Source organism: Pseudomonas sp. LS_2 (assembly GCF_042709235.1).
In the GTDB taxonomy this organism is placed as follows: domain Bacteria; phylum Pseudomonadota; class Gammaproteobacteria; order Pseudomonadales; family Pseudomonadaceae; genus Aquipseudomonas.
In genome coordinates this window covers 89348-112206 of record NZ_JAVAYC010000009.1, presented here as the reverse complement: position 1 = coordinate 112206, position 22859 = coordinate 89348, and the positions used below count along the sequence as shown (strand labels likewise).

The window sequence follows — 22859 nt, the reverse complement described above, 5'->3', positions numbered from 1 at the left end:
GAGCACCTCGGCGGCTGTGTGGGCTTACCCGCGAAAACACGAGTGCGTCCGTCCGGGACGGACATTGGCAGAATATGGCGTAATACGTCAATTGATGACAAACACCCCGCCTCGGACACTGGTTCCACCCCAACCAAGGAGCCACACCCATGCCCACCTCCATCGCCGGTATCCAGATTCCCGACAGCGCCATGGCCCGCGAAATCACCGAGCTGGTACGCGATACCGCCTCACCCCTGCTGTTCCACCATTCCAGCCGGGTGTTCTATTTCGCCGCGCTGGCCGGCCAGCGCCTTGGGCTGAAATTCGACAGCGAGCTGCTGTATTGCGGGTGCATGTTCCACGATATGGGCCTGACCCAGCAGCACAGTAGCGACTGCTGCCGCTTCGAGGTCGATGGCGCCAACGCGGCCCGCGACTTCCTTGAGGGCCACGGCATCGCCGAACGCGACATCGAGCGGGTCTGGACCGCCATTGCCCTGCACACCACGCCCGGCATTCCCGAGTTCATGCACCCGCTGATCGCCCTGGTCACCGCCGGGGTGGAAACTGACGTGCTTGGCCTGCACCACGAAGGGCTGGCCAACGAGGTACGCGATGCCGTAGTGCAGGCGCATCCGCGTGGCGAAGGGTTCAAGGAAGCGATCATCCAGGCGTTCTACGAGGGTATCCGCCACAAGCCACAGACCACCTTCGGCAACGTCAAGGCCGATGTCATCGCCGACAAGGAAGCGAACTGGGCCGCTGGCAACTTCTGCAGCGTAATCCGTAATTCCTGCTGGCCGAGCTGATGGCGTGCGCAAGCGCTGCGCATTACCATGCGCAGCGCTTGCAGCGTGCCATTGGAGGCCACATGAACCACGACATCGCGCCCGTGGGCGCAGAACATTTCGATCGCCTCGCCGAGCTGTGGGAAGCTTCGGTCCGGGCGACCCACGACTTTCTTCCGGAAGGCTACATCGAGCGCCTGCGCCCATTGGTGCGTGACCAGTACCTGGGCTTCGTACAATTGCGCGCCTGGCGCGATGGGCATGGCGTTATCCAGGGATTTGCCGGTGCGCATGAAGGCAAACTGGAAATGCTCTTCATCGAGCCGACCAGTCGCGGCCAGGGCATAGGCAAGGCGCTGCTGGCGCGGGTCGTCGACGAACTGGGCGTGCGCGAGGTCGACGTCAACGAACAGAACCCGCAGGCCGTGGGGTTCTACCTGAGTCAAGGGTTCGTTCAGGCCGGACGTTCACCGCTCGACGGTCAAGGCGACCCCTACCCCTTGCTGCACCTGGTGCTGCACCGCAGCGCCTGAGCCTCTGGGCACTTCTATACTCAAGTCATTCCTCCAGCCTCTATCTCCGGGGGGCTACCTGCGTGAAGCCGCTCGTGCTGCTGTGCCTGTTCCTCGCGCTGTCCGGCTGTGCCGGCAAACGCCCCCCCACGCCGCTACCGGCCACCCTGCCCCCGGCCGCCTGGCAGCAGATCGACCAGGCCCTGGTCGAGGCTTCCATCGCCGCCACCCACTCGGCCAACGACTACGCCCGGCGCTCGATGCGCGTGTGGCGCGAGCAGGTGCAGCAACGCACCGAAAGCGAATTCATCCCCTGGTTCACCGGTTACTGGACCCAGCAATGGCTGACCCTGAAAGTGGCCTGGTACAAGATGAACCGTGACGACAATGGCGACCCGCCGGAAAAACGCCTGGCGCTGTACCTGCAGGAGCAGTACCACGCCCGGGTGATCGACCCCGTGGCCGAGCAGATCGACCCCGAAGGCATCCGCGAGCGCGCCAGCGAGCTCTACTTGCAACTGCTCGGCCAGCAACTGCCGGCGATCATCCAGCGCTTCAACGCCTCACCAGAGCAATTCAGCCAGCGCCTACAGCGCATTCCCACCATCGCCCTGGGGCCACCGCCTGCACGCGACGCCACCCTTTACCAGCTGCTGCGCCCACCGGCCCTGGCGCAGCAGCCGGCCTGGCAAGCACTGCGCCAGCACCTGCACGACCAGGCCTCCAAGGCGCCGGGCCAGACCGCCGTTGGGCTGTCTTCAGTGGCCACCCGCGCCAGCGAAAAGCTCGGCGCTACTCTGGCTCCACGCGGCGCCGCCAGTGCCGTGGCGGCGGCAGTGGGCAAGGCGGCGGGGGCAATGATCTCGGTGGCGGTGGCAGGCCTGGGCATGATCACCCACGACCGCGAACACCCCCAGATGGTCGAGCAACTGCGGGTGATTCTCAGCGTGGCCTTGAACGAGGAATGGCAGGAACTGATGGAAAACCGCCAGAGCGGTGCGATGGCCGGGGTGTACTACTTGTCGGGACAGGTGGAGGACAGCCTGCGGTCGGCGCCTCGTTGAAAGGGGCCTACCGCTCGTCGGATAACCATTACACAACAAGTCGTTACAGCAAAATTCACAGATTTTCACTCCGCATTCAGATAACGATAGCTAACCGCCACTTCTTTGCGTCACCCACGTCCCGTAATCCCCTGCAAACGTCCCAAGGCCTCGAAACATGACTCTGAAGTTCCGCCATAAAATCCTGCTTTGCGCTTGCAGTGTCGTCATGCTGGCATTCGCGCTTTTTACCCTCTACAGCGATTACCTGCAACGCAACACCATTGCCGATGAACTCGACTCGTCGGTCAAGCAAGCGGGTTCACTGACGGTCAGCAGCGTGCAGAACTGGATGAACGGACGCATCCTGGTACTGGAAAACCTTGCGCAGGACGTCGCCCAGCAAGGCACCGAAAACCCCGCCGAGTTGATCGACCAACCCACCTACACCGGCAATTTCCTGTTCACCTACCTCGGCCAGGTCAACGGTGTGTTCACCCAGCGCCCGGACACCCAGATGCCCGCAGGCTACGACCCCCGCCAACGCCCCTGGTACAGCGCGGCAGTCAACGCCGGGCAGACCGTGCTGACCGCGCCATACCAGGGTGCGGTGGGGGGCTTGATGGTGACCATCGCCACACCGATCAAAAGCAAGGCCGATGGCCAGTTGCAAGGGGTAGTCGGCGCGGACCTTTCCCTCGACACCCTGCAACACATCATCAACGCGGTGGACTTCGGGGGCATTGGCCATGCCTTCCTGGCCGACCGCAATGGCCAGGTGATCGTCAGCCCCGAGAAGGACCAGGTGCTGAAGAACCTCAAGGACATCTACCCCAGCAGCGACCTGAAGATTCAGCCAGGCCTGCAGGAAGCGACCCTCGGTGACCAGCAGCGCCTGGTTTCCTTTACCCCGATCGCAGGACTGCCGGGGGTGCAATGGTACGTCGGCCTATCGATCGACAAGGACAAGGCCTACGCCAACCTCAGCCATTTCCGCACCTCGGCGATCATTGCCATGCTGGTTGCCGTGGCCGCCATCGCCGGGCTGTTGAGCCTTTTGATCCCACTGCTGATGCGCCCCTTGACCGCCATCAGCCGTGCCATGCACGACATCGCCGAGGGCGAAGGCGACCTGACCCGCCGCCTCGACGCTCAGCGCCAGGATGAATTCGGCGTGCTGGCCGGGGCGTTCAACCGCTTCGTCGAGCGTATCCACGCTTCGATTCGCGAGGTGTCGTCGGCCACCGCCCAGGTACATGAGCTTTCCGTACAAGTGATGAGCGCCTCCAATGCTTCGCTCTGCGGCTCTGAAGAACAGAGCCAGCGCACCAGCAGTGTCGCGGCGGCAATCAACGAACTCGGTGCCGCCACCCAGGAAATCGCCCGCAACGCCGCCGATGCCTCGCAGCACGCCAGCGGTGCCAGCGGCCAAGCCAACGACGGCCGCCAGGTGGTGAGCGAGGCGATCGACGCCATGACCGAGCTGTCACGCAAGATCAGCGACTCGTGCGAGCAGATCGAAACGCTCAATGCCAGTACCGACGAGATCGGCAAAATCCTTGATGTCATCAAGGGCATTTCGCAGCAGACCAACCTGCTGGCGCTCAACGCAGCCATCGAAGCCGCTCGCGCCGGAGAAGCCGGACGCGGTTTCGCGGTGGTGGCCGACGAGGTCCGTAACCTGGCGCATCGCACGCAGCAGTCGGCGGAGGAGATCCACCGCATGATCACCGGCCTGCAAGTAGGCTCACGCGAGGCAGTGCACACCATGAATGCCAGTCAGGTGTCCAGCGAACAGACCGTGCGGGTAGCCAATCAGGCGGGCGAGCGGCTGACCACCGTGACCCTGCGTATTGGCGAGATCGACGGCATGAACCAGTCGGTAGCCACGGCCACCGAGGAACAGAGCGCAGTGGTCGAAAGCCTGAACCTGGATATCATCCAGATCAATTCGCTCAACCAGCAAGGCGTGGAAAACCTCAACCAGACCCTGCGCCATTGCGATGCGCTGAGCCAGCAGGCGGGTCGGCTCAAGCAGTTGGTGGACAGTTTCAGAATCTGATCCGTGCGAAAGAAACCTTCCTGATACAGGGGGCCGGCGAAGCCAGCGCCATGCAAGGGTTATAACCTAATAACCAACAAGTCTATTTAGCTATAAAAAAATCTATATGCTGGCCTGCATCCGACAACGGGCTGGCAGGTAGATTGAGTAGCGTATGGATGTAGGTTCCTTCGGTTTCACCATTGCAGGGCTGGTCGTAGGCTTCATCGTCGGCGTGACCGGCGTCGGCGGCGGCTCGCTGATGACCCCGATCCTGCTGTGGTTCGGCATCAACCCCGCCACCGCCGTTGGCACCGACCTGCTCTATGCCGCCATCACCAAGGCCAGCGGCGTCTGGGTGCACGGGCGCAACAAGAACATCGACTGGAAGATCACCGGTCTGCTGAGCCTGGGCAGCGTGCCTGCCGCCGCGCTGACCCTGTGGTTCCTCAGTACCCTGCACGCCGACACCTCCGCGCTGAACGCGATCATCAAGCAGGGCCTGGCGGTGGTGTTGATCCTCACGGCCCTGGCGATCCTCTTCAAGTCGCGCCTGCAAGCCTTCGCCAGCAAGCACGCGGGCGACCGCTATCATCTCAGCGAGCGCAGCCTGTCGGTGCTCACGGTCATCACTGGCGTAATGCTGGGCGTGATGGTAACCCTCACCTCCATCGGCGCTGGCGCCCTGGGCACCGTGGCGCTGTTCCTGCTCTACCCGTTCCTGGTCACCCGCCGCCTGGTCGGTACCGAGATTGCCCACGCCGTGCCGCTGACCCTGGTAGCGGGTCTGGGCCACGCTGGCATGGGCAACATGGACTGGTCGCTGCTGGGCTACCTGCTGTTGGGCTCGCTGCCGGGCATCTACATGGGCAGCCACCTCACCGGTCGTATCTCCGACCGCGTGCTGCGCCCTTGCCTGGCCGGCATGCTGCTGTTGATCGGCTACAAACTGGCGTTCTGATCCAGCCTTAGCCGCCACTGCCCGGTATGGCTCAGCGCCAGGCGCGAAAGCGGCGGCACGTCAATGCGGTGGAAGGCCTCGAGCGGGCAGCCCAGCACCGCGATCAACGCCGCGCGCAACACCATGGGGTGAGTGACGGCCAGCCACTCCCCCGGTGTATCGAAGGCCTGTAGCCACGTTGCTATGCGCTGGCACAACTGGGTGATGGATTCGCCGCCGTGGGGCGCGCAGTCCGGGTTCTCCCGCCACTGCGCCAAGGCCCGCCCCTGGTCCTCCTGCAAATGCTTGAGCGCCACGCCCTGCCAGCGGCCCAGGTCGCAGTCGACCAGGGCAGGCTCGATGCGGATCGTCGGCGCGAAAAACGCAGCGGTCTGTGTAGCTCGCCGCTCCGGCGCGCTGAGCACCTGGCCCCGGGCCTCTGGCAACGGCCCGTCGAACGCCAGGATGGCATCATCGAGGCGGTGGAAACGCCCCATTTTCTGCGGTTCGGTCAGGGCATGGCTGACCAGGGTCAGGCGAATGGCTTTCACCTCGGGCCTCTCTTTGCTTGATATCACTGCCAAAGGCAGGAACGCTGCTGTACGATCCGCAGTCTAACCCAGGCAAATTGCCATTAGAGCCGACTCGATGTCCTGCGCCCCGCAACACCCTCCCAGCCCCTTGCTGCTCGCCCTGCGCGCGGGCACCCAGTCCAGCCACAAGGCCCTGGAGCAACGCCTGCCTTTCTTTGATGCCCGCTTCGATCTGCACGGCTATCGCGCGCTCATGCAGGCCTACTATGGCTTTCATGCACCCCTGGAAACCTTGCTGGTCGGCCACCAGGAAAGCGCCCGCAACAAGACCCCCGCCCTCACCCGCGACTTGCAGGCACTGGGCCTGAGCGCCGCGCAGATCGATGCGCTGCCGCTGTGCAGCGCCTTGCCCGTCGTGGCCGACGAAGCCTGTGCGCTGGGGGTGATGTACGTGCTCGAAGGCTCCACCTTGGGCGGACAGGTGCTCAAGCGCGCCATGGCCGAGCGCCTGGGCCTGGACGCGAACAATGGCGGCGCATTCCTGGATGTGTATGCCGGGGCCACCGGCGCTAACTGGCGCCGCTTTCTAGAGCGCCTGGGCACTGCCCCGGCTTCGTCGCAGGACGCAGCAGTACAGGCCGCGATCGCCACCTTCGAGCGCTTCGAACAATGGTTGGATGATCGTGGTGTGCTGCTGGAACCCTCACGCACTGGCCATTAGGCTGCCGCGCCCGGCATTGCGCTGAGCGCTCGATCTGTGCAGGCCCTGGGTGGTTCGCGACCCGATGCCTTTCGTGAGGTGCTGCGAAGGAACCGAGATTCGTCAAAGGTCATTGCCAGCCCGGCGCAGGTCTGGCAATGACGGCGACCTGCAGCCTGGTCAATCAGGCCGGCACGTCCCCTACGGGCACCTGCTCCTGCAACGCCCAGCCACCCTTCCCATCCACTTCCAGGCGATGACTGTGGAACCCGGCCAAGGTGCCGCGGTGCCCCACGCTGACCAGCAGCACCTCAGGCATCTCGCTGCGCAGCAGCGCGTATAGCGCGTGCTCCAGCCCCTCGTCCATCGCCGAGGTGGACTCATCCAGGAACACCACTTGCGGCTGGTTGAACAGCACCCGGGCGAACGCCAGGCGCTGCTGCTCGCCCACCGAAAGAATGTGCGACCAGTCGCGGCTGACGTCCAATTGCTCGGCCAGGTGCCCCAGGTTGACCTTGCCCAGCACCTGCTGCATCCGCGGGGCATCCTCGGCTTTTGCATCGGCCGGGTAGGCGATGGCGGTGCGCAGGTCGCCCAGGGGCAGGTAGGGACGTTGCGCGAGGAACAGCGCCTGCTGGCCGACCGGGCGCTGTACCTCGCCTTCGGCATACGGCCACAGCCCGGCCAAGGCACGCAGCAAGGTGGTCTTGCCGCTGCCCGATGGGCCTTTGATCAGCAGCGCCTGGCCGGCTTGCAGGCTCAGGTCCAGGTCGGCGATCAGTCGGTGGCCATCTGGGCGCAGCACCTGCAAGCCGCTGATGTCCAGTGCCCGTGCCTGGGCCACGGTGCTGATCTGGGGAAGGCTGGCAGCCTGCTGGTTGGCGTCGAGAAAGCCGGTCAGACGGTCGAGGGTGGCGCGGTAGCTGGCAAAGGTGTCGTAGGACTCACGGAAGAACGACAGCGAGTCCTGCACCTGGCCGAAGGCCTGGGAGGTCTGCATCACATCGCCCAGCTTGATCGCCCCGCTGAAGAACCGCGGCGCCTGCAGAATGAACGGGAACACCACCGCGACCTGGCTCACCCCCAGGTTGAAACCATTGAACTTCAGGCCTCGGAACACCAAGGCCCAGACGTTGACGATCAATGCACCAAAACGCCCAAGCAAGGTCTGGCGCTCGACCGGCGCACCTTGGTAGAAGGCAATGTTCTCGGCGTTTTCACGCAGACGCATCAACGCATAACGGAAGTTCGCGGTGAGCTTTTCGTTGAGGAAGTTCAGGCGAATCAATGGCCGCCCCAGGCGGAAGGCGATCCAGGTGGCAAGCAGCACGTAGAGGTATACGGCGAACACCATGGCCCGGGGAATTTCCACACCCGCCACTTCCAACGGCGCCGACAATCCCCAGAGGATGCCGGTGAACGCCACCAGCGAGACCAGCGCACTGACCGCGCCCAGCGACAACGAAACGGAATGGGTGACGAAGGCGTTTACATCCAGCTCGATACGCTGGTCGGGGTTGTCCACGGGTTGTTCGAGGAACTGCCCGCGGTAGTAGGCATCGCCGCGCATCCAGTCGTGGGTCAGGCGCTCGGTCAGCCATACCCGCAGGCGGATGCTGAAGGCCTGGGTCAGGTAGGCATTGAACAGCGCACGCGCCACGTGAATGGTGGCCAGCACCGCGAACACCCCCAGCAGGTACCAGAACGCGGTCTGGTCCAGGGCCTGCAAGGCGCTGTAGAAGCCGTTGTACCAGAACGAGAACAGCACCTGCAGGCGCACAGCGAACAGCGTCAGTAACAGCAGCAAAGCGAACAGCAGCAATGGCCGCCAGCTGCGTCTGACATTGAAGTACGGGCCTGCCAGCTGCCAGAACTGGCCACCCCAGCGGGTGAAACGCACCGCAAGGGCTGCGGCGGCGGTAAAACAGACGACGGTGATGACGAAGGCGATCGCCAGCCAGCTCAGGCTCTCTTGCAGGGCCTGGTGCCAGTTCATTTCCATGGTGGGGTATCCATTACGAGCGTTTGCGCGAGCTTAACATTGAGGCTCTTAGGGCAACGAATGATGACGGAGGTTTCATATTGGCCAGGCTGCTCACGATAGCGCAACGGCACTAGCGCAAGCCCTTCGCTTCGAATAACTCGACAAGCCACTGCACGAAAACCCGCACACGTGCACTGAGATGTCGATTGGGCGAGTAGACGATGTAGATCGGGTTCGGCGCCTGTGTCCAATCCGCCAGCAGCCGAACCAAGGCGCCGGACTCAAGATGCGCCTGCGCCATGAACCTCGGCGCCTGAAGCACGCCCAGCCCTGCCAGTGCAGCGGCGAGCATCGCATTGGCGTCATTCACCGATACGAAATAGTGCGCATCGAGCGTGATGCGCTCCTCTTCTTTTTCGAACACCACGGGCAAGCGCCGGTTGGTCCCGGCCAGGAAGTAGCGAACCATCTGATGATCGCCTGCCAGGTCACCTGGGTGCAGCGGCGTACCGTGAGCGGCAAGGTACCCAGGCGTCGCGCAGGTCACGAATTCAAGGCTGCCCAGGCGTCGTGCAATCAATGACGGGTCGCTCAAGGTACCGCCACGGATGACGCAATCCACACGCTCGCCCAGCAGGTCGACAGGCCGGTCACTGACGCCGATATCCAGTTGCAGTTCCGGGTAGCGTTTCTGGAAGTCCGCCAGCGCGGGCAACACCAGCAGGGACGCCATGCTCGAACCCATGTCCACGCGCAGCCGCCCATGCGGTCGTGCATGGGCGCGGGCAAGGTCCGACTCCGCTTCCAGCCACTGGTCAAGCACCCGCACCATGCGTTCGTAATAGGCGGTGCCATCGTTGGTCGGGGAAACGCGCCGGGTCGTGCGGTTGAGCAACTTCACCCGCAAGTGGCTTTCCAGCGACTGGATGTGCTTGGTGACCGTATTGCGGGGCACGTTCAGCAACTGGGCAGCCTTGACGAAACTGCCGGCTTCTACCACCTGGATGAATGCTTTGACTGCGGTGAAATAGTCCACGGTCTATACCCGTTCAGTGGCATGCGGCAGGCTATTAGCCTTTTTTAAGGAACAGTGGTGCCATTTTTAGCTCATTTATCCCGCGATAGCTATCTCATAAATTGATCTCACCGCAACGACGCCATCCATTCCGGCTGGCCGCAGACGGAGATCAGCAATGAACACGCCACTTCAAGGCAAGCCAGCCGCCGAGGCAGCCATGGCCCACCGTATCCGGATCTACCAGCAAGGAACGCCCACGGTCCTTCAACAGGAAACCTTCACCCTGCCGCCGCCCGCTCCCGGGCAGGTAATCGTTCGCCACGAAGCCATCGGTGTGAACTTCGTCGATACGATGTTCCGAGATGGCACGTTCCAGGTGCCGTTGCCGTTCGATATGGGGGTTGAAGCGGCGGGCGTCGTCGAAGCCGTCGGTAGCGGCGTACAGCAACTGAAGGTAGGAGACCGCGTCGGCTACTTCTTCGCGTTCGGTGCCTATGCAGACCGCCGTGCGATCGACGCCAGCACATTGATCAGGCTGCCTGACGACATCGCCAGCGAGCAGGCTGCCGGGCTTCTGGCCAAAGGTCTCACCGCATGGGCTTTGATCAAGCAGGTCCACGTGGTGAAGCCTGGAGAGTGCGTGGTGGTGCACGGCGCTTCCGGTGGCGTTGGCAGCCTGCTTGCCCGTTGGGCAAAGTCGCTTGGCGCCAGCGTGATCGCAACGGTGGGTTCAGCCGACAAGGCACGGGCCATCGAGGGCTGGGGGCTTGATCACGTCCTGCGCTCGGACGAGCCAGCGCTTGCAGCGCGTATCAGGGCCGCCAATGGTGGCGTGGGTGTCGATGTGGTGTACGACCTCGTCGGTCGACACACCCTGGGGGCGTCGATCAGTGCACTGCGCGAGGGTGGAGCCCTGGTTCATGCTGGCAACGCCTCCGGTACGGCGGTGGCCGACCCCAGGCTGTTGGCGGCGCGCAATATCCGCTACGTCCAACCCTCGACACCGCAGTACGTCAACGCACAGAACCAGGACATGGCAGCCTGCGAGCTCTTCGAGCGATTTCGTGAAGGGGCACTAGGCCCCCTCGAGCTAAGCCGCTATCGGCTCGACGAAGCGGCATTGGCGCACCAAGCCATTGCTGCACGCAAGCACACAGGCTCGATCGTGCTGATTCCTTGAGTGGAGCCGCGACGGAGGTTTCCTGAAGCACGAAGCCAACGTTGCACTGCCTGGCACGGGCGACGCTGGTGCCAGGTTGATCAGCCTACCCCAACGCCTCGCGCACCTTCGCATCGAGCCCCTCCCCCGCATTGGCCTCGATCCACTCGCCCAACTGACGCCGCATCGCCGGTGTCCAGAAGTTCTGCAAATGCGTGCGCACCCCCTGCACCGCCAGCGCACGGTCCGGCTCGCTGTCGAAATAATGGGCGATCTGGTTGGCCATCTTCACCAGGTTCTCGCTGCTCATCGGCGTACCTCCGCGCGTTCCTGCCCTTCGGCCTGGCGACGTTGCTGCAACAGGCGTCGCTGCTCATCACTGAAGTCCTGGTAGCGCTTCTGCCATTCCGACGGCTGGAACACTCGCACCACCTCCACGGCGGTGACCTTGTATTCCGGGCAGTTGGTGGCCCAGTCGGAGTTGTCGGTGGTAATCACGTTGGCGCCGGACTCGGGGAAGTGGAAGGTGGTGTACACCACCCCCGGCGCCACACGTGTGCTGACCTGGGCGCGCAGCACGGTCTGCCCGGCACGGCTGCCGATGCCGACCCAGTCGCCGTCGCCGATTCCCCGGCTTTCTGCATCGCTTGGGTGGATCTCCAGGCGGTCCTCGGCGTGCCAGGCGACGTTGCCGGTGCGCCGGGTCTGCGCGCCGACGTTGTACTGGCTGAGGATGCGCCCGGTGGTCAGCAGCAGCGGGTAACGCGCGTTGACCTTCTCGTCGGTGGGCACATAGCCGGTGAGCATGAAGCGCCCCTTGCCGCGGGTGAACTGCTCGATGTGCATGGTCGGGGTGCCGTCCGGGGCGGCGTCGTTGCATGGCCATTGCAGGCTGCCATGGCGGTCGATTTCCGGGTAACTGACACGCTGGAAGCTCGGCGTGAGCCGGGCGATCTCGTCCATGATCTCGGACGGATGACCGTACGCCATGGGGTAGCCCAAGGCATTGGCCAGGGCCACGGTGGCCTCCCAGTCGGCCTTGCCGGCCAGCGGCTCCATCACCTTGCGCACCCGCGAGATACGCCGCTCGGCGTTGGTGAAGGTGCCATCCTTCTCGAGGAACGAGCTGCCCGGCAGGAACACATGGGCGAACTTGGCGGTTTCGTTGAGGAACAGATCCTGCACCACCACGCACTCCATCGCGCGCAGGGCGGCGGTGACATGCTGGGTGTTGGGGTCGCTCTGGGCGATATCCTCGCCCTGGCAGTACAGCGCCTTGAAACTGCCATCCAGCGCCGCCTCGAACATGTTCGGAATGCGCAGGCCAGGCTCGGGTTGCAAGGTCACGCCCCAGGCTTGCTCGAACTGGCTGCGCACCCCTTCGTTGGAAATGTGCCGGTAGCCCGGCAACTCGTGGGGGAACGAGCCCATGTCGCAGGAACCCTGCACGTTGTTCTGCCCACGCAGCGGGTTCACCCCTACCCCTTCACGGCCGATGTTGCCGGTGGCCATGGCCAGGTTGGCGATGCCCATCACCGCCGTGCTGCCTTGGCTGTGCTCGGTCACGCCCAGGCCGTAGTAGATCGCCGCGTTGCCGCCTGTGGCGTACACCCGGGCGGCCTCGCGGATCTGCTCGGCGGGCACGCCGCAAATCGGGCCGAGCGCCTCCGGGGAATTCTCCGAGAGGCTGACGAAGTCGCGCCAGCGGGCGAACTCGGCGGTTTCGCAGCGGGCGTCGATGAACGCCTGGTCGAGCAACCCTTCAGTGACGATGGTGTGGGCCAGGGCGTTGAGCATGGCCACGTTGGTGCCCGGGCGCAGTTGCAGGTGCAACTCGGCGCGGGCGTGGGGCGAGTCGACCAGGTCGATACGCCGCGGGTCGACGACGATCAGCCGCGCGCCCTGACGCAGGCGACGCTTGAGCTGCGAGCCAAACACGGGGTGGGCGTCGGTGGGGTTGGCACCGATCACCAGCACCACGTCGGCCTTCATCACCGAATCGAAACTTTGCGTACCGGCCGACTCGCCCAGGGTCTGCTTGAGGCCATAGCCGGTGGGCGAATGGCAGACCCGCGCGCAGGTATCGACGTTGTTGTTGCCAAACGCGGTGCGCACCAGCTTCTGCACCAGGTAGGCCTCTTCGTTGGTACAGCGGCTGGAGGTGATACCGCCGATCGAATCACGCCCGTACTTGAGCTGGATGCGCCGGAACTCGCTGGCGGCATAGGTCACCGCCTCGTCCCAGCCGACCTCCTGCCAGGGGTCTTCCAGGCGCTTGCGGATCATCGGCTTGGTGATGCGATCGGGGTGGCTGGCATAGCCCCAGGCGAAGCGGCCCTTGACGCAGGCGTGGCCGTGGTTGGCGCCGCCGTTCTTGTCCGGAACCATGCGCACCAGCTGGTCGCCCTTCATCTCGGCACGGAACGAGCAGCCCACGCCGCAGTAGGCGCAGGTAGTGACCACCGCTCGTTCCGGCTGGCCCAACTGCACCAGGCTCTTTTCGGTCAGCGTGGCGGTCGGGCAGGCCTGCACGCAGGCCCCGCACGACACGCATTCGGAGGCCAGGAAGTTATCGCCACCGGCTGGCGCCACCCGCGAGTCGAAGCCCCGCCCGCTGATGGTCAGGGCGAAAGTGCCCTGGATTTCCTCACAGGCCCGCACGCAGCGGCTACAGACGATGCACTTGCTGGGCTCGTAGTCGAAGTACGGGTTGGAAACATCCTTGGCTTCAGTCAGGTGGTTAGCGCCGTCGTAGCCGTAGCGTACTTCGCGCAGGCCGACCTGGCCGGCGACGGTCTGCAACTCGCAGTTGCCGTTGGCCGAACAGGTCAGGCAGTCCAGCGGGTGGTCGGAGATGTACAGCTCCATCACATTGCGACGCAAGTCAGCCAGGCGCGGGGTCTGGGTGCGCACCACCATGCCTTCGCTGACCGGCGTGGTGCACGAGGCCGGGTAGCCGCGCATGCCGTCGATTTCCACCATGCACATGCGGCACGAACCGAAGGCTTCCAGGCTGTCGGTGGCGCACAATTTCGGGATGGTCGTGCCCAGCAGCGCGGCGGCGTGCATCACCGAGGTGCCGGACGGCACGCTGATTTCACGGCCATCGATGCTCAGGCTGACCTGCACCTCGCTGTGGCGCACAGGGGTGCCGAGGTCGATGTCGCTGCCGTTGGGGTCGAAGTACTTGATCATTGCGCGGCCTCCGGGGTGGCCAGGCCGAAATCGGCGGGGAAATGCTTGAGGGCGCTGGCGACCGGGAAGGCGGTCATGCCGCCCATGGCGCACAGCGAGCCGTATTGCATCGTGTCGCACAGGTCGCTCAACAGCTGCGCCTGGCCCTGGCGGTAGGCGGGGTCGCTGCTGGCGACCAGCCGGTCGACCACTTCCATGCCACGGGTCGAGCCGATCCGGCAGGGTGTGCACTTGCCGCAGGATTCCTCGGCGCAGAACTGCAAGGCGAAGCGCGCCATGCCGGCCATATCCAGGGTGTCATCGGCCAGCACCACGCCGCCATGGCCGAGCATCGCGCCCACGGCGGCGAAAGCTTCGTAGTCCAGCGGGGTGTCGAACTGGGCAGGTGGAACCCAAGCCCCCAGCGGGCCACCGACCTGCGCAGCCTTGATCGGGCGGCCGCTGGCGGTGCCACCGCCATAGCCTTCCACCAGCTCGCGCAGGGTCAGGCCGAACGCGCGCTCCACCAGGCCGCCGTGGCGAATATTGCCAGCGAGCTGGAACGGCATGGTGCCCAGCGAGCGACCCATGCCGAAGTCGCGGTAGAACGCCGCGCCCTTGGCCAGGATGATTGGCACCGAGGCCAGGGTGAGCACGTTGTGCACCAGCGTCGGCTGGCCGAACAGGCCTTCGAGCGCGGGCAGCGGGGGCTTGGCCCGAACGATGCCGCGCTTGCCTTCGATGGATTCGAGCAGCGCGGTTTCCTCGCCGCAAATATAGGCACCGGCGCCCACCCGCACTTGCAGGTCGAACGCCACGCCGCTACCGGTCACGTCCAGGTAGCCCGCCTCACGAGCCAGCAGCACGGCCTCGTTGAGGACATGAATGGCGTCGGGGTACTCCGAGCGCACATAGATGTAGCCCTTGCTCGCACCCACCGCGAGGCCCGCGATGACCATGCCTTCGATCAGCAGGAACGGGTCGCCTTCCATCAGCATGCGGTCGGCGAAGGTGCCGGAGTCGCCCTCATCGGCATTGCATACCACGTACTTCTGCTCGGCAGGCGCCTGGCGCACGGTGCGCCACTTGATGCCCGCCGGGAACGCCGCACCGCCACGGCCGCGCAGGCCGGAATCGAGCACAGTGGCGACCACGTCGTCGCCGTGCATCAGCGTGGCCTGGCGCAGGCCCTCGAAACCGCCGTGGGCGCGGTAGTCGTCCAGCGACAGGGGCCGAGTGATACCGGCACGGGCGAACAGCAGGCGCTGCTGGCTCTTCAGGTAGGCAATTTCCTCCACAAGGCCCAGCGCCAACGGGTGCTTACCCGCCTCGTTGACCAGGGCATCGAGCAGGCCGGGTACGTCCTCGGGCGTGACCGGGCCAAAGCCCAGACGCCCTTCGGCGGTTTCCAGCTCGACCAATGGCTCCAGCCAATACAGGCCACGGGAACTAGTGCGCTGCACCTGGGCCGCAGCACCTTTCGACAAGGCGTCAGCGACACGGTCTGCGCCCACCGCTCGCGCGACCGAATCACAGGAAACAAATAGCTTCAGCATGTGCCCACCTCCACCCGGCAGCCTTCGAGCAGCTCGCGCAAACGCTCGGGGGTCACCCGCGCATGCAACTGGCCATCGAGCTCCAGGGCTGGCGAACAGGCGCAAGCGCCCAGGCAGTACACCGGTCGAAGGCTCACCGCACCGTCGGCGCTGGTGCCATGGTCGTCCAGGCCCAACTGTTCACGCAGCTGCGCGGCCAGGGCCTCGGCGCCCCGGCTCCGGCACGACTCGGCGCGGCACAGGCGCACGGTATGGCGGGCCGGCGGCGAGCTACGGAAGTCGTGGTAGAAACTGATCACCCCCCGCACTTCGGCGAGGCTGAGGTTCAGGGCATGGGCGATTTCAGGAACGGCGGCATCCGGCACGAAGCCTGCGCCTTTCTGGATGGCATGGAGGATTGGCAACAGCGCGCCGGGCACAGCCTTGTGGCTGTCCAGCACACGGTGAATCAAGGGCAGGTAAGACATCTCATCAGGCATACAGCGGACCTCGACATCCCGACACCGCCCGGTGCGTGCGGGCAGTTGTCTGGCGGTGTTCTGCTGTGGCGAGCCGTCCTTTTGCACGGTCTTGAGGGTACGGCTCCCCTCCTAGCCCAGGCCATTGCCTCTTCGTGCAATTGCTCCTTAGGCATCTTGCTAGCATGGCACCGATGAGGATGGACGGTTGTATGCAAGCGACAAGCCGTATCCTGAAACCGACCAAGGGCGGGGACGATCCCCCGCCTTGGCCATCCTGTTTCAGTCTGCGCGTACGTGAATTTCCCCCAGGTGATCCAGTTCCAGGCGTGGCGCCGTGGGCTGCTTCGCCGCGAGGGCAAGGTCATCGAGCAAGGTCTCGGGGAGCAAGGTGAAGATGCCCCTGGCCTGCTCGAGGGTGACCCCGCTGCGCAATGCCGGCACCACGGTGTCGACCTGCGCCTTGAACACCGCCAGGCCATGCTGGCGCTGGTGGCTGCTCTCGACGAAGGCGGCCCGGGCCAGGGCCGATTGGTCGTACAAACGCACGATCAATGCCCGTACCTGGTCGCGCCCTTCGCTGCCATGCGCCTCGATCACCTCGGGCAGGCTGCGGATCGTGGCGAAGAAGTCCTCCAGCACCAGGCGGTGCCCACGTGAATCCTGCGCCACATGCTTGTCGCCCTCCTGAAGCGCCAGGGGCAGGTACAGCGACTGCATGACCTCGACCAGCTCCTCGATGGACTTGCCCAGTTGCGGCAGCTCGCCGTTGAGGATCTTGATGTGCTCGTCGATCTGCTGCTTGTAGCGGCGCATCTCGGCCACGCCCCTGGCCTTGAGGATCAGCTCGCAGATGTTCAAGACCACGCCGAGCATCGAGGCGATCTTGCCGAACACCTGGGCACAGCGGGTAAGCCGGGCGATGGTTGCAGCCCGGCCGGTGACGACCAGGCTGGAGGTCACCGGGCTGGCTGCGATGCCCAGGCGGACCATCTCGATACCGTCCTGTATCGGCTTGACGGTGGTGAGCAGGCGGCTGACCGAAAGCAAGCTCAACTGGGCGACGTAGGCACCGCCGGTACTGGCGTAGCCCACGGTCTTGAAGATCGTCTTGAACGTGCTCATGCCTTTTCGAAAGCCGCGCAGGACCTCCCATGGCACATCGCGGCTGTGCTCGCTGGCTGGCAGTACCTTGCGCAGGTCGACCACCTCGAGCGCGACCTGGTCGGCCACCTGTCGCAGCATCACCGCCGCGTTGTCGAGAAACTGCTGGGTGTCGACGATGTTATCGAGCAGGTAGCCCAGGCGCTGGCTGGCTTGGCGCAGGGCGCGGGCGCGGGTGGGCCGCAGCGTTTCGTCCAGGCCTTGGACCACATCGCCGGCGGCGGTTGCGATATCGCTGAAACTGATCACGTGAGTAAACCTCCTCGAAGGGTGCGTGCAGGCGATCAGGCGGCAGCGCCGATGCTCAGGTTGCCCTTGCCATCCAGTTGCAGCTTGGGCAGCTTGCCATTGCCCTGGTTCTGCACGCGGAAGGCATCCAATTGCTCCAACAACCCTTTGTCGAGCCCGGCGAAGGTCTCCACCACGGTGATCGGCACGCCGCTGGCCAAGGCCTTGAAGGCGATCAGCACCTTCTCGCCGAGGGTGCTCACGTCCACCGACGAGGCGTTGATCTTCGGTACCAGGGTGGTGCGCAGCAGCGCGTTGTTGGCCGAGAGACGTGCACGCAGGTTCTGGAACGCGGTCATGTCTTCATGGCCCTGGTTCTCGATGGCCTGGGCGACGCTACGAATGTCCGCGAAGAAGTCTTCCAGCAGCAGGCGTTTCTGCTCGCTGCCTTCGCCGACCAGCAGGACGTGCTTGCCATCGACCTCAGGGACCAGCTGCTCGTAGGTTTCCTTGAGGGCGGCGACGACCAGGTCGAATTCCTTCTGAAGCTCCGGCAACAGCTTTTTCAACTCCGCCAGGTGGCCGTCGATTTCCTTTTGCGCATTGCGCATGTGCGCCACTTCGATACCGGCCAGAATCACCTGGAGCAGCGTGGTCACGATACCGAGCACAAGGCTGATCTTGCCCACTTGCGCACCGAACCGGGCCATGCTGCTGCCCACCTTGAGCACACTACCGACGGTAGTGGCACCTTCGGCAGCGGTGTTGGCGCCACGCGCCGCGACGTTTACCACCAGCATCTCCACCTCGGTGGCAGCCAGCGTGCTGCGTGCCGGGCTGAACAACGCCCACAGCCGCGCCCCATATTGCAAGATCTTGCCGGGTACGCCGACGACGGCGGCAACGCTGCTGCCCACAGCGGTGATCGAGAAACCGATGGCTGCGGCCACGCGCAGCACATCCACCGTGGTGCCCGAGGCGTTGAACTCGAAGGTGCCCTTGAACTTCTCGGCCTGTAGCACCAGGGTTTGCAGCACTTCGGTATAGGCCTGGTTCAACTCGTTGAAGATCGGCTGGGTGTCCTGCAGGTCCTTGGCCATCAGTTCCAGTTGGCGTTGCGCGGCCACCAGCCTGGCCCGGCGATCACCGAAGGCCATCTCCAGCACGCCGTCCTTGGCATCGGTCAGGCCGATGCCGATGCTGTCGCCGATATCGCTCAAAATGCTGCCCATACCGCTCATCCTCTCGTGGTGGTGTGTGTCACGCGAACCGGCATCAGGCCGGCACGATGTCGAACTGGCCAGCGCCACTGAGTACCAGGCGTGGAGCGCCTGGGTGCTCGGCGATGAAGGCGGCGAGTTTCTCCAGCAGGGGCGCTGGCAGCGGGAAGATCGCCTGGGCCTGGTCCACGGGCACACCGGCACGCAGCGCGGCAGCCGCACGGGCCAGGGTGTCCTTGGCGGTGCCGAGGGCGACGATGTTCTTGTTGATGGCGCCCAGCAGCGTGTCGCGGATCGCCTTGTGGTCAACTTCGAGCTTGTCGCGCAGGCTTTGGAATGGGTCGCGGTTTTCCGAGCCCTGCTCTTCGATCAGCGGCAGCAGGCGCTGCACGCGGTCGTAGAAAGTCTCCAGCTCGATGCGCCGACCACTGGCGCTGTCGATCACCACATGACAGCCCCCTTCCAGGGCGCTGAGGCCGTCGTAGGTGACCTTGAGTTCGTTCACCAGGGCCGTGATGTCGCTTGTCATCGAGTGCAACAGGCCCTTGAGCTTGTCGACCTCCTCCTCGATGCGCAGGGCCTGGCGCCTCAGCGCCGCGACCTCCAGCCCTTGCAGTACGGTCTGCAACACCGTGGTGATGACTGTCGTCACCACAGCGGCTTTGCCGGCTGCCATGGCAACGCTGACGGCCCGTGCAGCAACACCCGTCATGAGACCGCCACCGCTGGCGACGACGCTGGCGGTTTCTGCCGCCGTGGTGCCGACGCGAATCACGTTGCCGGCCACCAGCAGTTCGCTGGAGGCGGCCTGAACCCCGATACGCGCCGGCGCCATCATCGCCCACACCCGCGCCGCGCCCGCGAACGCCAACGCCCCGGTGGCGGTCAGCCCGGCGCCGGTACCCAGCACGCCGGAAGCCACGCTACTGACTCGCAGCACATCGATTTGCGGGGCGCGCGGGTCGAAGCCGAACACCTCGCCAAAGGTGCGTGCCTGCTCGGCCAGGGCCTGGATGACCTGGCGGTGGCTGTCGGCCATGAGGTTGACCAGCGCACCGAGGGCCTGGATGTCCTCGACCATGTAGCCGAAGCGCCGCTGGGCAGCCTCGACCTTGGCCTTGCGGCTGCCGGTGAAGAACTCGCCCCAGCCGCAGGCCGCGTCATCGATTCCGATCCAGACGTGGTCGGCCCCCTCTTTGATCCACTCCCAGCCTTCCCCCAACGTCTCCCATGCTGACATGGCGTTCCCTCGCTTGGCATCGATAATATCTTTTTGATATCACGCCTAGGGCCGACTAGGGAAGTGCCCATCGGAGGTTTCGGATCAACCGGGGCTGACCGGCGGCGCCGCACCGTCAACCGAGGATCGAACGGTATGCGGCCGAATCAGCAGTGCCAGCGCCAAGGCCACCGCAATGGCGAACAGGTACAACGCCTGCGGCCCCGTCCTTTCCATCATCGCGCCGGCAACCAACGGCCCGAGGGCCGCGCCAACACCGAAGGTCATCAACAGCACGCCGGCCAGCGACACACGCAAGGCCGGCTCGAGGTGTTCGTTGGCATAGGCCACGCCCAGCGGGTACAGGCAGAACTGCAAGAAGCCGATTGCTGCGCCCAGTGCCATGAGCACCGCACCGCTTGGCGAACGCAGCAGCGCCATGGGCAGGCAGGCCAGGCACAACAGTACGCCGGTGGCACGAATAAGCGTGGCGCGGGAAACACGGTCCGACAGCCAGCCCAGGGGCAGTTGCGCCACCAGCCCGGCGGCGATACCCAAGGCCATGAACTGCCCGACCTGCGGTGGCGCGAACCCCATCTGCGCGGCGAAGATCGGCGCCAGGCCATAAAAGCAGCCATTGAGCAGACCGGAGGCGAGCACCGTGCCCATGGCCTGGGGCAGGCGCCGCACGTAGCGGCCGACCGCCACCCGTTGCAGTGCCAGTGCGCCCGGCTGCAAGCCCTGGTGCATGGCCATCGGCACCACGCCCAGGGCGAAGGCGATGGCCACCGCGCTCAGGGCCAGCACATCGAGCCCCTCGCCCAGGCCAAGCAACAGCTGACCGAGCATCATGCCGACGTAGCTGGTAACCATGTAGACCGACAAAGTGCCGCCTCGGCGCCCCGGCAACGCGCAATCGTTGAGCCAGCTTTCGATGACCATCAGCTGGCACATCATCGCCGCCCCGACGACGAACCGCAGCGCCAGCCACAGCCCCAGGTCGTCGCTGAGCTGGTGGCTGAGCACAGTGGTGACGATGATCGCCGCGCACACCACGAAGGCGCGCGGGTGCGAAACCAGACCAATCAGCCAATAACCCAGGCGCCCACCCACCACCATGCCCAAGGCATTGGCGGCCATCAGCGCACCGCCCCAGAAAGCCGCCATGCCGGCGGCCTCCAGGCGCAGGGCCAGGTAGGTCATCAACAGGCTGGAGCCCAATTGCATCAACAATGCAGCGGCATAAAGCGTGCCGAACGCCTTGGTCAGTGCGAGCACATCGCTTCCCCAGAAAAAATGCTGATCGTAAGAACGACGCACACCCTGTGGGAGCGGGTTCACCCGCGAACACCGGCAAAGCCGGTGCCACACACCGCGGTGCCTTCTTCGCGGGTGAACCCGCTCCCACAGGGACTGCGCACGCCCTGAAGTTCTTGCAATCGCTCAGGCCAGGCCGTGCCGCTGCTTCCAATCGCCTGGATGCACCACGTAGCCGAACAACGCATGCCCGCCGTACACCAGCTCCGTGCCCTCGGGAATCCACAGCATCTGCCCAGGCCTAACCTGGTACAGCTCGCCATTGGCCTTGAGTTCGAAACAGCCCTCGATGACGAACAGCACCTCGTCATACAGCAGCGTCCAGGCCACTGCGGCGCCCTCCCAGCGGGCGAAGCCCACGCCGATGCTGGGCGATACCTCGCTGTCCAGCGCCCGTGCCACGAACGCCGCCCCCGGTGGCCCGCCGCGCCGGGTAAAGGCCAGGTCGCGATGGTCGACCAGGCGCACCGGGCCCTTGCCCGTCGGCGTACGGCTCATAGCTCGCTCCGGCTGTTCCACGCCGCCCAGCGGATGCGTGTACTTACCCCAAGGCCCAGGAAAGGCTCCGGCGGGTTGCGCGAGGGCATGCCGGTAACCGCCTGGATCGCATCAAGCTGCGCACCGCCTGCGCCCACCGCCAGGTCGGCCAGCAGCGTGCCGGAAACGGTGCCCCAGGCCGCGCCTACGCCGTTGTCGCAGGCGGTGGCGAACACCCCGTCCTCCAGCTGCCCGAAGAAGTTGGTGAAGTTGCGCGAAATCGCGTAGACCCCGCCCCAAGTGTGGGTAAACGGCACCTTGGCCAACTGCGGGTAGCGGGCCAGCAGGGCCTGCTGGTGGTCCTGGCGGATGCGTCGGCGGGTGGCCTCGTCCACGCTACGGCCGTAACGTGGCACGTGACGGTAGGTATTGCGGATGATCAGGCGGCGGTCCTGGGTCATGCGCACGGTGGTGCCGGCGTGGTCTGCCGGCGTCAGGCCCCAATCGGCCTGGGCGCCGATGCGCGCCATCTCGTCGTCGCTGAGCGGACGGGTCCAGCTGGCGAAGGTCATCACCGGCAGCAGGCGGTTGCGCAGGTAACCGAACTCCTGGGTGAAGATGCTGGTGCCCAGCAGCACCTGCGGGGTGTCGATGAGCCCATCGTTGGCATGCAGGCGCCAGCCGTTGGCAGTTTTTTCCAGGCGCTGGATGGGCGATTCCTCGTACACCTCGACATTCGCTGGCAGCGAGTCCCCCAGTCCACGTACCAGGGCCGCCGGTTGCATCAGGTAGCAGCCCGGGGTGTAGATGGCGCGGCTGTAGTGCTGGGTGCCGAGGACTTCGGCCAGCGCCTGGCGCTCGACCACTTCATAGGGTTCGCCGAGGTCGTCCATCAGCTTTCTGAAGTGCTCCAGGTAGGCCAGCCCGCGCGGGCCGACCGCGCCCTGGAACTTGCCGGCATGGGACCACTGGCAGTCGATGTGGTGACGCTGGATCAAGCCTTGCAGTTGATCGATGGCAGCGCGGTTGAGGCTGAGCAGGCGCTGCTTGTGCTCAGGGTTGGGGTGTTCCAGGGCGAACTTGTGCGGCAGGTCGATGACGAAGCCGGAGTTGCGCCCCGAGGCGCCATAGCCGATGCGCTGGGCGTCGACCAGCAGGATGCGCGCCTGGGGCATATGGCTGGCCAGGCGGCGGGCGGCGGCCAGGCCGGCGAAGCCTGCGCCGACCACCACATGGTCGGCCTTGTGCGGGCCACTCAGGCGTCGCGGCGGCAAGGGCTCGGGCAAGGCGGCGTACCAGCCGCAGCTGTGGTCATCGAAGGGCAGTTTGACAATGCTGTTCATGGA

The 22859-nt window shown here is 65.0% G+C and carries 20 protein-coding genes; 7 read left to right on the top strand and 13 right to left on the bottom strand.

Features of this window, described 5'->3' with window-relative positions:
• Positions 1-149: 149 nt before the first annotated feature.
• The 5 genes from RAC97_RS10820 to RAC97_RS10800 all read left to right on the top strand — a co-directional run bounded on the left by RAC97_RS10820 (position 150) and on the right by RAC97_RS10800 (position 5327).
• Positions 150-791 carry an HD domain-containing protein gene (locus RAC97_RS10820; protein WP_375100760.1) on the top strand — a complete coding sequence of 214 codons (642 nt, stop codon included), beginning with the start codon at positions 150-152 and terminating at the stop codon, positions 789-791.
• A gap of 62 nt (positions 792-853) precedes the next feature.
• A complete protein-coding gene (locus RAC97_RS10815; protein WP_375100759.1) occupies positions 854-1303 on the top strand; it encodes a GNAT family N-acetyltransferase in 450 nt (149 codons plus the stop codon).
• A 62-nt stretch (positions 1304-1365) separates the two neighbouring features.
• Positions 1366-2346 (top strand): hypothetical protein, encoded by a 981-nt coding sequence (locus RAC97_RS10810; protein ID WP_377748097.1) that lies wholly within the window; start codon positions 1366-1368, stop codon positions 2344-2346.
• 157 nt (positions 2347-2503) lie between these two features.
• Entirely contained in the window at positions 2504-4387 is a 1884-nt protein-coding gene (locus tag RAC97_RS10805; protein WP_375100127.1) for a methyl-accepting chemotaxis protein, read from the top strand.
• 154 nt (positions 4388-4541) lie between these two features.
• Positions 4542-5327 (top strand): sulfite exporter TauE/SafE family protein, encoded by a 786-nt coding sequence (locus tag RAC97_RS10800; protein WP_375100128.1) that lies wholly within the window; start codon positions 4542-4544, stop codon positions 5325-5327.
• Here RAC97_RS10800 and RAC97_RS10795 read toward each other — a convergent pair.
• On the bottom strand, positions 5309-5857 hold the full coding sequence (locus tag RAC97_RS10795) for a histidine phosphatase family protein (RefSeq protein WP_375100130.1): 549 nt from the start codon (positions 5855-5857) through the stop codon (positions 5309-5311). The two genes, RAC97_RS10800 and RAC97_RS10795, sit on opposite strands and share 19 nt — an antisense overlap.
• Positions 5858-5954: 97 nt before the next feature.
• Here RAC97_RS10795 and RAC97_RS10790 point away from each other — a divergent pair, with 97 nt between their 5' ends.
• Entirely contained in the window at positions 5955-6560 is a 606-nt protein-coding gene (locus tag RAC97_RS10790; protein ID WP_375100131.1) for a biliverdin-producing heme oxygenase, read from the top strand.
• Positions 6561-6723: 163 nt separating this feature from the next.
• Here the strand turns inward: RAC97_RS10790 and RAC97_RS10785 are convergent, their stop codons facing one another.
• Positions 6724-8541 carry an ABC transporter ATP-binding protein/permease gene (locus tag RAC97_RS10785; protein WP_375100132.1) on the bottom strand — a complete coding sequence of 606 codons (1818 nt, stop codon included), beginning with the start codon at positions 8539-8541 and terminating at the stop codon, positions 6724-6726.
• Between the two features lie 112 nt (positions 8542-8653).
• On the bottom strand, positions 8654-9559 hold the full coding sequence (locus RAC97_RS10780) for a LysR substrate-binding domain-containing protein (protein WP_375100133.1): 906 nt from the start codon (positions 9557-9559) through the stop codon (positions 8654-8656).
• Between the two features lie 157 nt (positions 9560-9716).
• Here RAC97_RS10780 and RAC97_RS10775 point away from each other — a divergent pair, with 157 nt between their 5' ends.
• Entirely contained in the window at positions 9717-10721 is a 1005-nt protein-coding gene (locus RAC97_RS10775) for a quinone oxidoreductase (RefSeq protein WP_375100134.1), read from the top strand.
• Between the two features lie 85 nt (positions 10722-10806).
• On the opposite strand, the gene RAC97_RS10770 is transcribed toward RAC97_RS10775, so the two are convergent.
• The 10 genes from RAC97_RS10770 to RAC97_RS10725 all read right to left on the bottom strand — a co-directional run bounded on the left by RAC97_RS10770 (position 10807) and on the right by RAC97_RS10725 (position 22856).
• Positions 10807-11010, bottom strand: a complete 204-nt coding sequence (locus RAC97_RS10770; RefSeq protein WP_375100135.1) for a formate dehydrogenase subunit delta — start codon at positions 11008-11010, stop codon at positions 10807-10809.
• Complete coding sequence (fdhF, locus tag RAC97_RS10765) at positions 11007-13895, bottom strand: formate dehydrogenase subunit alpha (protein WP_375100136.1); 2889 nt, start codon at positions 13893-13895, stop codon at positions 11007-11009. Before fdhF ends, RAC97_RS10770 begins: the two co-directional genes overlap by 4 nt.
• The gene (locus RAC97_RS10760; protein ID WP_375100137.1) at positions 13892-15430 is read right to left on the bottom strand and encodes a formate dehydrogenase beta subunit; all 1539 of its coding nucleotides are present in this window, start codon (positions 15428-15430) and stop codon (positions 13892-13894) included. The genes fdhF and RAC97_RS10760 overlap by 4 nt, the downstream gene beginning before the upstream one ends.
• Positions 15424-15909: a formate dehydrogenase subunit gamma gene (locus RAC97_RS10755; protein ID WP_375100138.1), complete on the bottom strand. Its 486-nt coding sequence runs from the start codon at positions 15907-15909 to the stop codon at positions 15424-15426. Before RAC97_RS10755 ends, RAC97_RS10760 begins: the two co-directional genes overlap by 7 nt.
• 261 nt (positions 15910-16170) lie before the next feature.
• Positions 16171-17301, bottom strand: coding sequence for a hypothetical protein (locus tag RAC97_RS10750; RefSeq protein ID WP_375100139.1), 1131 nt, complete (start codon positions 17299-17301; stop codon positions 16171-16173).
• A 35-nt stretch (positions 17302-17336) separates the two neighbouring features.
• On the bottom strand, positions 17337-18512 hold the full coding sequence (locus RAC97_RS10745; RefSeq protein WP_375100140.1) for a hypothetical protein: 1176 nt from the start codon (positions 18510-18512) through the stop codon (positions 17337-17339).
• Between the two features lie 43 nt (positions 18513-18555).
• Positions 18556-19740, bottom strand: a complete 1185-nt coding sequence (locus RAC97_RS10740) for a hypothetical protein (RefSeq protein WP_375100141.1) — start codon at positions 19738-19740, stop codon at positions 18556-18558.
• Positions 19741-19824: 84 nt separating this feature from the next.
• Complete coding sequence (locus RAC97_RS10735; protein WP_375100142.1) at positions 19825-20997, bottom strand: MFS transporter; 1173 nt, start codon at positions 20995-20997, stop codon at positions 19825-19827.
• A gap of 165 nt (positions 20998-21162) precedes the next feature.
• On the bottom strand, positions 21163-21534 hold the full coding sequence (locus tag RAC97_RS10730) for an ethanolamine utilization protein EutQ (protein ID WP_375100143.1): 372 nt from the start codon (positions 21532-21534) through the stop codon (positions 21163-21165).
• Positions 21531-22856 carry an NAD(P)/FAD-dependent oxidoreductase gene (locus RAC97_RS10725; protein WP_375100144.1) on the bottom strand — a complete coding sequence of 442 codons (1326 nt, stop codon included), beginning with the start codon at positions 22854-22856 and terminating at the stop codon, positions 21531-21533. Before RAC97_RS10725 ends, RAC97_RS10730 begins: the two co-directional genes overlap by 4 nt.
• Positions 22857-22859 lie beyond the last annotated feature (3 nt).